The organism is Arthrobacter sp. K410C (assembly GCF_059090105.1).
Genome location: NZ_JBNHFJ010000002.1, coordinates 185,929 through 201,130 on the forward strand (window position 1 = coordinate 185,929; position 15,202 = coordinate 201,130).

The following is a 15,202-nucleotide window of genomic DNA, read 5'->3' on the forward strand; positions in this document are numbered from 1 at the left end:
GCAGCACCCTTGAACCAGCGCAACATAACGAAGGCACACATATGTCCAGCGGCACCCCGTTGATCCGGCTCGCGGAGCGTCTGAAGCAACCCCTCGCCAGGAACGCCCGCCTCCACCCGTCCGCTGTCTGGGCGGAGGCCAGCAGCACTGCCGCAATGGCCCTTGCCCCGGCCTGGCGGACGGCACGCGGCACCTGGCTGAAATACGCCTGGCCGGTCCTCTCGGTGGTCAGCATCCTGGGCTGGTCGGTTCTGTCCGCCGCTGTCCTGCTGTGGGTGACCGGGCAGGCCTTCGGCTGGCAGGAGGCCAAGGCGGCGGCCATCGCGGCGTTCGTCATGTTCCTGGTTGCCGTGGGCTTCATCCTTGGCCGCTCTTCCTACGGAGTGGTACTGGACCTTGCCCGTACCCGCGTGGCGGTAGGGGACAGCGCCGTGGGCAGCATCGCCGTGTCCAACACCTCCACCCGCCCCCTGCTGCCGGCTGCCCTGGAACTGCCCGTGGGCAATGCCACTGCGGTGTTCCACCTGCCCCGGATGAAGCCCGGACAGGTCCATGAGGACCTGTTCACCATTCCCACGGCCCGCCGCGCCGTGATCGTCGTCGGGCCCGTGCGGTCGGTCCGGGCAGACCCCCTGCACCTGTTGCGCCGGCAGGTCCTGTGGACGGAACCCGAGGACCTCTTTGTCCATCCCCGCACGGTGGCGCTGGCCGGTTCGGCAGCGGGCTTCATCCGCGACCTGGAGGGCATGCCCACCACTGACCTGTCCAGCGCGGACGTGTCCTTCCATGCCCTGCGCGACTACGTGCCCGGGGATGACCGGCGGCATATCCACTGGAAGACCACGGCCCGCACCAACAAGCTCATGGTGCGCCAGTTCGAGGAGACCCGGAGGGCCCACCTCGCCATTTCGCTGTCCATCAACACGGACGAATACGCTTCCGAAGCCGAGTTCGAAATGGCGATTTCCGCGGCCGCCTCCATCGGCCGCCAGGCCATCCGCGAACAGCGGGAGCTGGACATCATCACCCAAAAAGGCCCGCTCCGCTGCGAAACGGGCCGCAACATGCTGGACGACATGACCAGGATCGTGGGCGCACCCATGCGCCGCACCGCCGTTGACCTGGCCAGGACCCTCGCCGACACCGTGCCCAACGCTTCCGTGACGTTCTTCGTGGTGGGCAGCAACGTGACCGCCACGCAGCTCCGCTCCGCGGCCGTATCGGTTCCGCCGGGCGTGCGCAGCCTCGCTGTCCGGGTGGATGCAGGCGCCGCTCCCACCAGGGCCAACATCGCGGACCTGACCGTGCTGACGCTTGGCGACCTGGCCGACCTTGCCATCGTGCTGAGAAAGGCGGCAGCATGAGCTCCGCACCGGGCAGAACCGCACCGAACAAGCCCTCATCGGTCCCCGGGCCCCGCAGGACATCCCGCCGCGCGGCGACGCCGAACCGGCAGGAGTCCGCCTTCGCCGGCGGCCAGCCCCGCTGGCATTTCGTGCTCGACGCCGGTGCCCTCACCGTCCTGCTGGGGCTGGGCCTGCTCGGTTTCGGGCTCAGCTTCGGCGGCGACCCCTACTACCTGCTGTCGGGATTTGGCGGCATCGTCCTGGGCCTCGCCATCGGCGCCGCCAACGCACACCTGCGGCTCGGGCTGCTGATCACCACGGCCCTCGCACTCGGCGCATACCTCTTGTTCGGTACGCTGCTGGCTGTTCCCGATTCCGCCATTGCCGGGTTCGTCCCCACCCTGGATTCGCTGCGGATCCTGCTGCTCGGCATCGTCTTCGCCTGGAAGGACATGCTCACGGTCGGCGTTCCGGTGGGAACTGCCGGCGGGGTGCTCATCGTCCCCTTCCTCAGCTCGCTGATCACCGCCCTGGTGGCCGGGGTCCTGACCTGGCGCGTGCGGAGCCCCTACTTCCCGCTCCTGCCCGTCCTGGTCCTCTTCGTCACCGGCATCGCGTTCAGCACCAACGCCGCCTTCCTCACCCTCGAGCGCGGCATCGGCCTCACGGTCCTAGGCATCGCGTGGGCAACCTTCCGGCGGGACGCCCTCCGGAGGAACAGCACCCGCAGGGTTGCGGTCAACAACCCGCAGGCCGATTCCTCCGCCACGCGGCGCGCCAGGATCCGCCGGCTGGGCATGGCCGCGGGCGTCATCGCGGTCAGCGTCGCCGTCACCGCGCTGTCCGCGCCGCTGGTATCCGCCGGTAATGAACGGAAAGTGCTCCGGAACGTTGTGGTGCCGCCGTTCGACCCCAAGGACTACATCACGCCGCTGGCGAGCTTCCGGACCTACGTCAAGGACAAGAAGGACGACACGCTCTTCGTGGTCAAGGGCCTGCCGCGTGACGGCAGGGTACGGCTGGGGGCGCTGGATGCCTTCAACGGCACCAACTACACCATGGATCCGAACGGCTCCGGCAACTTCAGCAAGGTAGGCGACACCGAGTCCATCAACACCCTCGCGGACACCTCCGGCACCGTTCCCACCAGGGACTATGCCATTGACATCACCATCGAGGACTACCAGGGCTTCTTTGTCCCCGGCGGCCGGAAAACCACCGGTTTGAGCTTCGATGAGGGTGCTTCGGCGGCCGCGTCCGGACTGTACTTCAACTCCGGCACGGACACCGCCGTCACCACGAACGGCCTGACCCGCGGCGATTCCTACAGTGTCCAGGTGTCCGATCCCGTCAAGCTGGAACACGGACAGCTGACGCAGTACGACTTCGCCAAGATGTCCCTGCCCGACGCCCTCGAAGTCCCCCCGGTGGTTGCATCCCAGGCCAACGACCTGTCCGCGGACGCGCCCACGGCCATCGACCGGGTCCGCCAGATTGAAGCGCACTTCCAGAAGACCGGCGCCTTCAGCAACGGCCTGGTCAGCGAAGGGCAGCTGCCCAGCGTATCGGGCCACGGTTCCGCCCGGATCCGGAACCTGCTGACCGCCAAGCAGATGCTCGGCGACGACGAGCAGTACGCCGTTGCCATGTCCCTGATGCTCCGCCACCTGGGCATCCCGTCCCGCGTGGTGATGGGCTTCTACCCGGACCCCACCAGCCCGGAAAACGGCGCCGGCGAAGTCAAGATCACCGGCAAGAACGTCCATGCCTGGGTGGAAGTGGCCTTTGAAAGAGTGGGCTGGGTCAGCTTCGATCCCACCCCGCCGAAGGACAACGTTCCCATCCCGCCGGATCCGGAAAACAAGTCCAAGCCCAAGCCGCAGGTGCTGCAGCCGCCGCCCCCGCCGCAGGAGCCGGCCGACCTGCCGCCGGACTCCTCGCCCGATGCGCTGGACGCCGACCAAAAGAAGAACAACCCGTGGCTGTTCTGGGGCGCCCTCCTGGGCGCGCTGGGCGTTGCCCTGATTCCGCTGTCCATCCTGGCGCTGCCGCTGCTGCTGATCGCCCTGCTGAAATCACGACGGCGGAAGGCCCGTTTCCGCGACGGCCATCCCGCCCAGCGGGTGGGCGGAGGATGGAGCGAGGTGGTGAGCCTTGCCACGGACATGGGCGCCGCCGTCGATACCCGTTCCACGCGCCGCGAAAGCGCAGCGGTCCTGGCCGAGGCGTTCCCGGCCAGCAAGGGGACCACCGCCATGCTCGCAAGGCGCGCGGACGCCTCGATTTTCGGGGCGGGCCAGCCCACGGAGGAAGAAGTCCGGGAATACTGGACCATCGTGGACGGCTCGCTGAAGGAAATGACAGCCACCGCTGGATTCTGGCGCCGGCAGCAGGCACGGTTCTCGCCGCGGTCGCTCCTCGCCGACGCCCGGACTGTCCTGAACCTGCGGGGCACACGGCTGGCACTGCCCGCCCTGAAGGTGCCGGGACGCCGGCGGTCCGCCGCAGGCAACGGTCCGGAACATCCGGCAGCACCCCCAACGGGTTCATCCCCGGCAGATATCCCTCCGACGCAAGGACCCCAGCAGCAGTGACCTCGGACCCCGGGCGCTGCCCGCGCTGCCAGCAACTTGTCCGCACCGGGGCGGCGTTCTGCACCGCCTGCGGCGCGCCCCTGCCCAACCGCGCGGCCCACAGCCTCCATAACCAGGACCACGCAGTGCCCTCCGGCACCAGCGGGGCCATCGACCCCAGGACCGGGCCGCCCGCCGCGCACGTGCCGGCGATTCCCGGTACTATCCCGGTAGTACAAACGCCCCCGGCACATCGGGCCGCGGGCATCGTGAACGCGGGCACGGGGCTGGGGAGCGCCGAGGGTTCCACCGGGAAGGTGGGGGCCGCTCCAGGGGGAGGAACGGGAATGGCAACAAACCTTCAGCTTGTTCCGGCCACGGCGGGCAAGCGGCTCGGCGCCGCCGTGATCGACTGGCTGCCCCCGCTGGTTGTCCTGGTGGTGACGTTCGCCGTCGGTTTCGCGGGCATCACGCGCACCCGCGGCGGCGGATTCATCACCTACGACACGGCGTCGCTGGTGCTGTTCGGCAGCATCGGGCTGGGGCTCACACTCGCCTACCTGTTGGTGGTCATGGGCCTGGAGGCCCGGACCGGGAAAACGCCGGGAAACCTGCTGATGGGTATCCGGAGCGCAGACAACGACGGCTACGCTCCCGGTGCGGGTGCAGTCTTCCTGCGCGGCCTCATCACGGGGGCCGGCATCCTCCTGGCGGCACTCGCGGCCATTCTTGTAGTGGTCTTCCAGTGGTTCGGCATTGCCCTCTTCATCCTCGGGCCGCTGCTGCTTGCGGGCTCCGGCTGGGCCGTGGCCGTGGTGGTTTCGAACAGCTGGGACAGGAACGGCAGGCTGCGGGGCTGGCATGACGCCGTGGCCAAGACACTTGCCTTTGACGTGAAGGCCGGCCGCGACCCCATCACTACCGGCGGCATCCAGGGCCCCTACAGTTTCGCGCCGCTGGACCTGCCGCCCGTGCAGCAGGTGCTCTCCCCGGTTGCGGCTGCCGCAACCCCCAAGATCATCAATGCGCAGTTGCCGCCGCAGGACCAGCCGAATCCCGGTCAGGGATTGACTCCGCAGCCCCTGCCGTCCCAGGCTCCGCCTTCGCAAACACCGCCTTCGCAAACCCCGCCTTTCCAGACGCTGCCCTCGCAGACCATGCCGTACACGGCCCCGGCGTCCTTCGCACCCCCCGCCGTGAGCCAGGCGCCGCCGTCCCTGGACGACGACGTCGAACGCACCCAGGTGCGCCCCGCCTCCGGTCCCGCGCCCGTGGCGGTCCTTCGGATCCGGCTCGACGACGGCCGCGACTTCCAGCTGGACCGCAGCGTCCTGGTGGGCCGCAACCCCGTGGGACAGGCGGGGGAACAGCAAGCCCAGCTGCTCGCCGTCGACGATCCCGGCCGCTCCATTTCCAAGACGCACCTGCACCTGCTCACCGACGGAGCAGGGATCTGGGTGACGGACCGGAATTCAACCAACGGCAGCGCCGTGACCACCCCCGACGGACACCGCACGGCACTGGTGCCGGGCGTGCCCAGCTTTGTAACCCCCGGCTCCAGCGTTCACTTTGGAGACCGAACCTTTTACCTAGGACAGGCATGAACCAACAGCCCGCCAGCGATTCCTCAACCATGCAGCCGGGACGGGGCCTTACCTTAACCGTTGGTTACGGGACGGACCGGGGACTCCGCAGGGAGCTGAACGAGGATTCCTACATCGCCTCCGATCCCGTTTTCGCCGTGGCGGACGGAATGGGCGGCCATGAAGCCGGGGAGATTGCCAGCGGCATCTGCGTGCGGTCCCTTGCCGCCATGCCCCAGCTGACTACCGGCGAGCGGACGGCCACTGCCGCGGTGCTCCAGCAATACCTGGTCCACGCCGACCTCTCCATCCGCGAAGCCACCGGTGCCCGTGCCGGCACCACCCTGGCTGGTGCCGTCATCGTGGAGCAGATGGGCGTGCCGTACTGGCTGGTGATGAACATCGGGGACTCACGGACGTACCGGCTCAGCCAGGGCCGGTTCGAACAGATCAGCGTTGACCACTCCGAGGTCCAGGAATTGGTGGACGCGGGGGAGATCACCCCCCAGCAGGCCACCGTCCACCCGCGCCGCCACGTGGTCACCCGCGCCCTGGGCACCGGAGACGAGACGGAGGCCGACTACTGGCTGCTTCCCGTCGAGGAGGGGGACAGGGTCCTCGTCTGCTCCGACGGGCTCACTTCCGAGCTGACCGACGAAGATATCTTCCGGATCCTCAGCACGGTGGGCGAGCCACAGGATGCTGTTGATGCGCTTATCCAGGCAGCCCTGCGCAGCGGTGGACGGGACAACGTCACGGTGATCGTGGTGGATGCCCGGAACGTCCTGAACGACGCCGGCGCCGCCACCACCGCGCCCCGGCGTGACACGGCGGCAGAGGACGAAGTGACACTCCCGCGTGGCCAGGCGGCACAAGCGGGTACCGGGCCGGCCCCGGGTACGGGTGAAGGCCAGGATTCGTTTGACGGAGGGGAAGGCCACGATGGCCGGCACTAGCTATATCCCGGGTACCTGGTTCGGCGTTGTCCGTTCCGGTACCGCTGTCCTCCTCGGCCCGGACACCCCGCCTGCCCTCGCCGGTGCCCTCTGGAACCTGCTGGCGGATGGTCCCGAGGTCCACGAAGTACTTCACGCCGTCACCAGCAGCTCGGGCGGGTCGCTGGCCAGCATCCCCTTGTTCGGGATCCTTGACTTCAACAGTTCCCTGCGGGTCTTCCTGCGCGGCGGACTGGACCTCACCGTCACTCAGCCGCAGGGGCCGGTGGACCTGGACGGGCGCGATGTCACTACCTGGAACGAGCGCCGCTTCGCCCTGCCGGGACCCTGCACCCTCACCATTCCCGGCGCTGGGACCGCCGGGCTGCCTGAGCTCCCGCTCGGCGAAGGCGTCATCCTGCTGCAGTCGCTGACCCTGGGGCTGGGGGCGAACCAGCAGGCGCTGGTCACCGGGACTTCCGCCGCGTCCGTTGTGGTGGACCCCGACGGCGGCGCGGACGTGCGGCAGGAGATCGCTGATGCTCCCGTGCCCGCCGCCGTCGACCCTGCCCGCGCCGATCCTGGGCCCTTCGACCACGAACCCGTTGACCTTGAGCCCGTTGACCTTGAGCCCATTGACCCTGATGTGACAATCCTCCCGGACCAGGGAGTGTCCTCGGAGACGGTCCTCGGTCTGATCGACGACGAGTCCGACCCCCTGGAAGAGCCGGAACTTGACCAGGAAACGGCCGGAACGCCCGCTTCCGCGCCTGCCACCGAACACACCAGCTCCTATGACCACCTGTGGGAGCGCACGGTGATTCGGAACATCGAGGATGCCGCCGTGCGCGAGGACCCGGAGGAGGAACAGGCGGGGAACGGACCGGCTCCTGCCCCCGCTCTGGAGCCAACTTCCGTCCGTCCCGCCCTGGAAGCCGCTGACGAAATCGACCTCGCGGAGCCTGCCATTCAGCCAGCAGACTCCGCACTGGAACAGCCCGCGCCGGCCCACCCTGCACGGGCCCAGCCTGCACCGGTTCAATCAGCCCCCGTCCCTCCAGGCCAGGGCGCGGTCCTGATCGACTCCGTGCCCTGGCGGACCCCGGAAGCCGGCTCCGCTCCGCCGCCTGCGCCGGCGCCAGTATTCGGGACAATCCCGCCATCGCCCGCACCCGGCCCGGCCGGAGAGGCCCCGGAAGCCGCGGGGGCCGGCTTCGACGGCGACCACGACGGCCAAACAGTCATGAAGAGCAGCCTCGCCGGCACGGCGTCCCGGCCTGCGGCGCCCCGGCCTCCGGAAGACGGCGGCAGACCAATGGTGCTGGCCCGGGTGTGCGACCAGGGCCACGCGAATCCACCCACCCGTGCGCAGTGCTCAGCATGCGGGGCGGCGCTGCTGCCGGACGCCGTGCAGGTGGCACGTCCCCGGCTGGGCCGGGTCCGGATGTCCACGGGCGAACTGCTGGACCTGGACCAGTCCCTGGTGGTCGGCCGCCAGCCGTCGGTATCCCGGGTGCAGGGCGGCGTCATGCCCCGACTGGTGCAGGTGGCAAGCCCCGGCGGCGACATCTCCCGTTCCCATGTGGAGGTCCGGCTGGAAGGCTGGCATGTCATGCTCTGCGACCTGAAGGCAACCAACGGCACCGTCCTGGTCCGGGAGGGCCAGCCGCCGCGGCGCCTTGCCCAGAACGAGATGGCCATCCTGCTGGACGGCGACATCGCCGAGCTCGGTGACAACATCTCGCTGCGTTTTGAGGAGATTCCTTGAGTTCCAAACGGCCCGTAGCGCCGCCGCCCCGCATCCCGGGGTTCACTTACATCAGCCTGCTCGGCTCCGGCGGGTTCTCCGACGTCTACCTCTATGAGCAGGACCGGCCCCGCCGGAAGGTCGCCGTTAAGGTGCTCCTCTCGGACCTGAAGACCGAAGGCGCCCGCCGCCGCTTCGAGTCCGAGGCCAACCTGATGGCCCAACTGTCCTCCCACCCCTACATCGTCACCATCTTCGAGGCGGAAGTGACCGACGACGGGCACTCGTACCTGGCCATGGAGTACTGCTCCCGGCCCAGCCTGGACGTCCGTTACCGGCGGCAGCGCTTCAGCGTGGACGAGGTCCTCGCCGTCGGCATCCAGGTGGCTTCCGCCGTCGAGACAGCCCACCGGGCCGGCATCGCGCACCGCGACATCAAGCCTGCCAACATCCTGGTAACGGACTACAACCGCCCCGCGCTCACTGACTTCGGCATCTCGGGCACCCTAGCCGGCGACTCCGACGACGACTCGGGCATGTCCATCCCGTGGTCCCCGCCCGAACAGTTCCGGGACGGAAGCGTGGACGGGGTAATGGTGGACGTCTGGGCCCTCGGCGCCACGCTCTACACGCTCCTGGCCGGCCGGTCGCCCTTCGTGCTGCCCGGTGCGGACAATTCCCAGCGGGAGCTGATCAACAGGATCAGCAATACACCCCTGCCCCGCCTTGGCCGGGCCGATGTTCCCGAATCGCTGGAGCTTGCCCTCGCCACGGCCATGGCAAAATCGCCGCAGTCCCGCTACTCTTCCGCGCACGCGTTCGCGCTGGCCCTGCAGCGCATCCAGGCCGAGCTGAACCTGTCCGTGACACCCTTCGAGGTACTGGAGGAGCCGCACCAGGAGGACAGCCACCCGGACGAAGGCGTCGAGGAGACGCGGGTCCGGAGCATCGCCGCCATCGACCCGGAACGGACGGGCAGCGCGCCCACCTTCCCGGCACGCACCCGGCCCCGGCCCACGCCCGCCGGTCCGGCACCGGACTTCGCCACCACCGCGGCCCGGCAGCAGTTCTCCACCGGCGCCGGCATTGGCTCCGGTGCCGGCAGTGGCACCGGCGCAACGTCCGACGGCGGCCCGCGGGAATGGGCGCAGGCCACGGTCCTGCGCGGCAACCAGGGCAACACCGGCCCGGGAGCGTCGTCCGCCTATGCTGCCGAGTCCGGCTACACAGGTGCGGCCGACGCCACCATCCAGCGGGCGGCTACGCCGCCGCCCTCCGTGGAGGAGGCTTCGGCAGCGCAGGCCCCTGACCACGGCAAACGCAACCTCTGGTTGGCCATCTCCGGCGGCACCCTGCTTGCCCTTGCCGCCGTCGTGGGCCTGGTGGTGGCCAACGCCGCCCCGGAAACGCCCCGGGTGGCGGAGACGCAGCAGGCCAGCAAGCCGCCGGCGGACGCCCTGGACAACGGCACGGTGCCGGACGTCGCGGCCCTGAAGGGAATGGTGGACGCCGAGGGGAAGGCGACGTTCACCTGGGAGAACCCGCAGCCCAAGGACGGCGACACGTACAAATGGCGTGTATACGCCGTGGGGGAGAGCAGCGAGTACCAGGCCACCACGGGGACCAGCGTCCAGGTGGCGCTCAACCCCTCCGTGCCCACTTGCCTTCAGGTCATGATCGTCCGCAGCGACGGAGCCTTCTCCCCGCTGGAGGACGACTCCATCGCCTGCATCAACAAATGACCCGGCACAGCGGACCGGCGATCCTGTTCACGCGGGGACTGCCCGGAAGGAGACACAGAACATGGGGGACCTAGCAATCGATTTCTGTGGGGAATGGTACGAACCGTCGGACGAGGATGTCTTCAACATCGGCCGTGAAGGCGATCTGGAAGTCGACGACAACCCGTACCTGCACCGGCAGTTCCTGCAGGTGGCCCGCTACGACGGCATCTGGTGGCTGAGCAACGTGGGCAGCATGCTGTCGGCCACCGTGGCTGATGCCTCCGGCGGCATGCAGGCGTGGCTTTCGCCCGGCGCCCGGATCCCGTTGGTGTTCAGCCACACCAACATCATCTTCACGGCCGGACCCACCACCTACGAGTTCGCCGTGCACCTGAAGACCCCGTCCTTCCGCCAGGAGGCGCGCGAGGGCGGCGTCAGCGGCGACACTACCATCGGGCCCGTGGTGTTCACCGATTCCCAGAAGGCCCTTATTGTGGCGCTCGCCGAACCCATGCTCCGACGGGAAGGCACCGGCTTCAGCGCCATCCCGTCGTCGGCCGCCGCCGCCAAGACCCTTGGCTGGGCGCTGACCCGTTTCAACCGGAAGCTGGACAACGTGTGCGACAAGCTTGACCGCGTGGGCGTGGCGGGACTGCGTGGCGGCGGCGGCAAGCTCGCCACCAACCGCCGGGCGCGGCTGGTGGAGCATGCCGTGACCTCGCACCTGGTGACGCCTGACGACCTCTACCTCCTGGAGAAGATGAGGGGCGTGGACGAAGGATGAGGATCCGGCTGACACTCCGCCGCGAGCCGGCCGAGGCCAAGGACCTTGCCGTCACGGTGGACGGCCTTGCCACGGTGGCCGATATCGCCGCCGTTCTGTGGGCCGCCGACCCGGAGCGCAAGGGCACCCCCGCACCGGACAACCTGTCCCTGCGCATTGATGAGGCATTCGTGGGCGCCGGCATCAGCGGCAATGTCCTGACCCGCACGGACAACCTCCTCGAATCCGGCCTGCGCCCCGGTTCGGTCGTTTCGCTGGCCCAGGTCAGCGAACAGTTCCACGAACCCGGAACCAGCCGCGGCCCGGCCGCCGCCACCCTGCGCGTGCTGTCCGGGCCCGACGTCGGACGGGAATTTTCGCTGCCCACCGGCACCAGCTACATCGGCCGGGACCGGGACGTGGACATCCGGCTCACGGACCCCCTGACCTCCAAGCGCCACGCCCGCATCACCGTGGGCGAGGGAGTGGAGATCGTCGACACCAACTCCGCCAACGGGCTCCTGATGGACGGGCTCCCCGTCACCCGCGCAACCCTGAACTCCTCGGACACCGTCACCCTTGGCGACACCACCGTGACGGTGGTTCCGCTGGGGCACAACCATGCGGCAGCGCCGACGTCGCCCATGGTGGACTTCAACCGCTCACCCCGGGTGGTGCCCCGGTTCGAGGAACCCAAGCGGGTGGTGCCGGCAGGGCCGAAACGCCCCGAGGACCAGCCCTTCCCGTACATCATGCTGATCGCCCCGCTGATGATGGGTGCCGTGATCTTCGCCGTCACCCGCAACGCGCTGTCCATGGTTTTCATGCTGATGATGCCGCTGTTCATCGTGGGCCATTTCGTTGACCAGAAGATGCGCAACCGGCGCCTGCGGAAGGACGGCCTGAAGCACTTCCGGGCTTCCATGGCGGCGTTCCGCGAGGATGTCACCGAGCTGCAGAAGGTGGAGCGTGCCGTCCGGCTGCAGGAGGCGCCCTCGGTCAGCGACACCGTGGACGCCATCTACAAACTGGGCCCGCTGCTGTGGACCCACCGCCCGGAACACTCATCGTTCCTGGGGCTCAGGTTCGGCATGGGTACGGCGCCGTCACGCCTGCAGTTGGAGGAACCGTCCAACAACGACACCGAGGTCGAGTACACACGGGAGATCCAGGACTGCCTGAAGCAGTTCCGGGACATTGAGGGTGTTCCGGTGGTTTCCCAGCTGCGTACCTCCGGGTCCTTGGGCATCGCCGGTGCCCGCGGCCTGGTGGACGATGTTGCCCGCGGCATGGTGCTCCAGCTGGTTGGACTCCATTCGCCGGCCGAAGTGGTCCTGACCGCCATCACGTCCGCCCAGTCCCGGGAACGGTGGAACTGGCTGCAGTGGCTGCCGCACGTCGGCTCCGGCCACAGCCCGCTCTCCGGAGACCACCTGGCTGCCGGGTCCGCGGGCGGGTCCTCGCTCCTGGCCCGTCTCGAGGACCTGCTCGACGCGCGGGAGGCCGCCGCCAGGCGCTCCGGCCCGGACCTGCGGCCGGACGTGGATCCGGCCAAGCACGAGCTGGAGGCGCCTGTCCTGCCGTCCGTGCTGGTGGTCGTGGAGGACGACGCGCCAGTGGACCGGGGCCGGCTCACCCGGCTCGCCGAGCGCGGACCGGACGCCGGCGTCCACGTGCTCTGGGTGGCCACCGACATCCAGGCCCTGCCGGCGGCCTGCCGCGACTTCATGGTGGTGGACGGCGACCACGGCACCACCACCGGCCAGGTCAGGCTGGGCCGGCACACCTACCCCGTCAGCTGCGAAAGCGTGGACGCCGAACTCGCCGGCCAACTGGCCAGGATGCTCGCCCCCGTGGTGGATGTGGGCAAGCCCGTGAACGACGATTCCGACCTCCCGAGGTCGGTCTCCTACGCCACCCTGATCGGCAAGGACTTCCTGGACAACCCCCAGGCCGTCGCCGAACGCTGGACCGAAAACAACTCCGTCCGTGCCACCGCCGTGGCCAACCGCAAGGACAACGGCACGCTCCGCGCCCTGGTTGGCTCCAAGGGCGTCGAGCCGCTCTACCTGGACCTGAAGAACGAGGGCCCGCACGCCCTGGTGGGCGGCACCACCGGCGCCGGCAAGTCCGAGTTCCTGCAGTCCTGGGTCATGGGCATGGCGGCCGCCTACAGCCCGGACCGCGTCAGCTTCCTGTTCGTGGACTACAAGGGCGGCGCCGCCTTCGCGGACTGCATCAACCTTCCGCACACGGTGGGGCTGGTCACCGACCTCTCGCCGCACCTGGTGCGCCGTGCCCTGACGTCCCTCCGCGCCGAACTCCACTACCGGGAACAGCTCCTCAACCGGAAAAAGGCGAAGGACCTGCTGGCGCTGCAGCGCGAGGCCGATCCCGACGCCCCGCCGTACCTCGTCATCATCGTTGACGAATTCGCGGCCCTCGCCAACGACGTGCCCGAGTTCGTTGACGGCGTGGTGGACGTTGCCGCCCGCGGACGGTCCCTCGGCCTGCACCTCATCCTGGCCACCCAGCGGCCCGCCGGCGTGATCAAGGACAGCCTGCGGGCCAACACCAACCTCCGCGTGGCCCTGCGCATGGCCGACGAGGAGGACGCCACCGACATCCTCGGCGTCCCCGACGCCGCCTACTTCGACCCCGGCATCCCCGGCCGCGGTGCCGCAAAGACCGGACCGGGCCGGATCCAGGGCTTCCAGACCGGCTACGCCGGCGGGTGGACCACCGACAAACCGCAGCGACCCCAGATCGACATCGTGGAGATGGCCTTCGGGTCCGGGCCCAGCTGGGAACCGCCCACACCCGAAAAGCCCGTGGTGGCCGAACCCGCGGGGCCGAACGACATCGCCCGGATGACCGCGAACATCGTCCGGGCCGCCGGCACGCTGGGCATCCGGCCGCCGCGGAAGCCGTGGCTGGACGAACTGGCCAAGACCTACGACTTCTCCAGGCTGCCCAACCCGCGCACTGATGAACGCCTGCTGCTCGGCGTGGCCGACGACCCCGCCCGGCAGGACCAGCCCACGGTCTTCTACGAGCCGGACAAGGACGGCAACATGGCCATCTACGGGACGGGCGGTTCCGGAAAGTCGGCCGCCCTCCGCGGGATCGCCATTGCCGCCGCGGTGACACCCCGCGGCGGGCCCGTCCATGTGTACGGCATCGACTGCGGCTCGTCCGGACTGAGCATGCTGGAAGAGCTTCCCCACGTGGGCGAAGTGATTGACGGCGACGACGTGGAACGCGTGGGCAGGCTGCTGCGCCTCTTGCGCGACATCGCAGAGCAGCGCTCTGCCCGTTTCGCCGAAGTCCGGGCCTCCACCATCGTGGAGTACCGGAGGCTGGCCCACCGGACCGACGAGAAGCGGATCTTCGTCCTGGTGGATGGGATGTCCGCCTTCCGCGAGGCCTACGAACACAGCAAGCTGTCCGGGCTGTGGGACATTTTCCTGCAGCTGGCCACCGACGGCCGCACCCTGGGCATCCACCTGGTGGTCACCGGCGACCGGCCCAACGCCGTGCCCGCATCCCTGCTCGCCTCCATCCAGCGCCGCCTGGTGCTGCGCCTGTCCTCCGAGGACGACTACATCTCCATGGACGTGCCGCGTGATGTCCTCAACGCCGGTTCGCCCCCGGGCCGCGGCCTGCTGGACGGGCTGGAGGTCCAGCTGGCCGTGCTCGGCGGGAACTCCAACCTCGCCCTGCAGGCCCGCGAGGTGCACAAGCTCAGCGAAGCGATGCTGCGCCAGGGCCTGGACACCGCTCCCGGCATCGAGCGGCTCCCCGAACAGGTGGACCTGGACGTCCTGCCGGCCGGCAGTCCCGACATGCCGGTCATCGGCGTCGACGACGAAACCCTGGAGCCTGCGGCGCTTATGGCCCGGGGACCGCTGCTGCTGGCAGGTCCTCCCGGCGCCGGCCGCACCGTGGCATTGGTCACCCTCGCCTACGCCCTCCGCCGGTCCAACCCGGACACCGAGCTGATCTACCTCGGGTCGCGGCGCTCCGCCGTCGCGTCGCTGCCCCTGTGGAACCGGTCGGTGGTGGGGCCCGACGACCTGGCCGAGATGATGGAGGAGCTGGTGGAGCATTCCTCCGGCAACCCGGGCAGGCTGGGCATCTTCATTGAGGGGTTGACCGAATTCACGGACACTCTCGCCGAATCCGGCGTTGCGCGGCTGGTCACAGCCTCCATCAAGGCGGACCAGTGGGTGGTGGGTGAGTCCGAAACCTCCACCTGGTCCTCAGCCTGGCAGCTCGCGCAGCCATTCAAATCCGGCCGGCGGGGCCTGCTCCTCAACCCGGGCGATATTGAGGGCGACAGCCTGCTGAACACCTCCTTGGGCCGGGTCAGCCCGGAATTCATCCCGGGCAGGGGCTATGTGGTGGGACGCGGAAAAGCCCGCAAAATCCAGGTGGCGCTCCCGCCGGAAAGCCGCGACTAGCAGGCTATACGCCGGAGGGCCGTACATTCGATGGATTTGCGGCCCTCCGGCGTGTTGTAGAAGACTGC

At 69.1% G+C, this 15,202-nt stretch carries 8 protein-coding genes; all 8 read left to right on the top strand.

Going from position 1 to position 15,202, the window contains the following annotated elements; translation table 11 throughout:
- Positions 1 to 41: 41 nt before the first annotated feature.
- Positions 42 to 1,364: a DUF58 domain-containing protein gene (locus AC5RU7_RS05780; protein ID WP_494051488.1), complete on the top strand. Its 1,323-nt coding sequence runs from the start codon at positions 42 to 44 to the stop codon at positions 1,362 to 1,364.
- Entirely contained in the window at positions 1,361 to 3,940 is a 2,580-nt protein-coding gene (locus AC5RU7_RS05785) for a transglutaminase TgpA family protein (RefSeq protein ID WP_494051489.1), read from the top strand. Before AC5RU7_RS05780 ends, AC5RU7_RS05785 begins: the two co-directional genes overlap by 4 nt.
- Positions 3,937 to 5,523, top strand: coding sequence for an RDD family protein (locus tag AC5RU7_RS05790; RefSeq protein ID WP_494051490.1), 1,587 nt, complete (start codon positions 3,937 to 3,939; stop codon positions 5,521 to 5,523). The genes AC5RU7_RS05785 and AC5RU7_RS05790 overlap by 4 nt, the downstream gene beginning before the upstream one ends.
- Positions 5,520 to 6,458 (top strand): PP2C family protein-serine/threonine phosphatase, encoded by a 939-nt coding sequence (locus AC5RU7_RS05795; RefSeq protein ID WP_494051491.1) that lies wholly within the window; start codon positions 5,520 to 5,522, stop codon positions 6,456 to 6,458. The genes AC5RU7_RS05790 and AC5RU7_RS05795 overlap by 4 nt, the downstream gene beginning before the upstream one ends.
- A complete protein-coding gene (locus AC5RU7_RS05800; protein ID WP_494051492.1) occupies positions 6,445 to 8,205 on the top strand; it encodes an FHA domain-containing protein in 1,761 nt (586 codons plus the stop codon). Before AC5RU7_RS05795 ends, AC5RU7_RS05800 begins: the two co-directional genes overlap by 14 nt.
- On the top strand, positions 8,202 to 9,926 hold the full coding sequence (locus AC5RU7_RS05805; protein ID WP_494051493.1) for a serine/threonine-protein kinase: 1,725 nt from the start codon (positions 8,202 to 8,204) through the stop codon (positions 9,924 to 9,926). Before AC5RU7_RS05800 ends, AC5RU7_RS05805 begins: the two co-directional genes overlap by 4 nt.
- A 61-nt stretch (positions 9,927 to 9,987) precedes the next feature.
- Positions 9,988 to 10,692, top strand: coding sequence for a hypothetical protein (locus AC5RU7_RS05810; RefSeq protein ID WP_009359457.1), 705 nt, complete (start codon positions 9,988 to 9,990; stop codon positions 10,690 to 10,692).
- Entirely contained in the window at positions 10,689 to 15,134 is a 4,446-nt protein-coding gene (locus AC5RU7_RS05815; RefSeq protein WP_494051494.1) for a type VII secretion EssC family protein, read from the top strand. The genes AC5RU7_RS05810 and AC5RU7_RS05815 overlap by 4 nt, the downstream gene beginning before the upstream one ends.
- Positions 15,135 to 15,202 lie beyond the last annotated feature (68 nt).

Bases quoted from the DNA above. Each gene is read 5' to 3' on its own strand.
- AC5RU7_RS05815 (WP_494051494.1), top strand. From the start codon at position 10,689: ATGAGGATCCGGCTGACACTCCGCCGCGAGCCGGCCGAGGCCAAGGAC.
- AC5RU7_RS05800 (WP_494051492.1), top strand. From the start codon at position 6,445: ATGGCCGGCACTAGCTATATCCCGGGTACCTGGTTCGGCGTTGTCCGT.
- AC5RU7_RS05810 (WP_009359457.1), top strand. From the start codon at position 9,988: ATGGGGGACCTAGCAATCGATTTCTGTGGGGAATGGTACGAACCGTCG.
- AC5RU7_RS05795 (WP_494051491.1), top strand. From the start codon at position 5,520: ATGAACCAACAGCCCGCCAGCGATTCCTCAACCATGCAGCCGGGACGG.
- AC5RU7_RS05780 (WP_494051488.1), top strand. From the start codon at position 42: ATGTCCAGCGGCACCCCGTTGATCCGGCTCGCGGAGCGTCTGAAGCAA.
- AC5RU7_RS05785 (WP_494051489.1), top strand. From the start codon at position 1,361: ATGAGCTCCGCACCGGGCAGAACCGCACCGAACAAGCCCTCATCGGTC.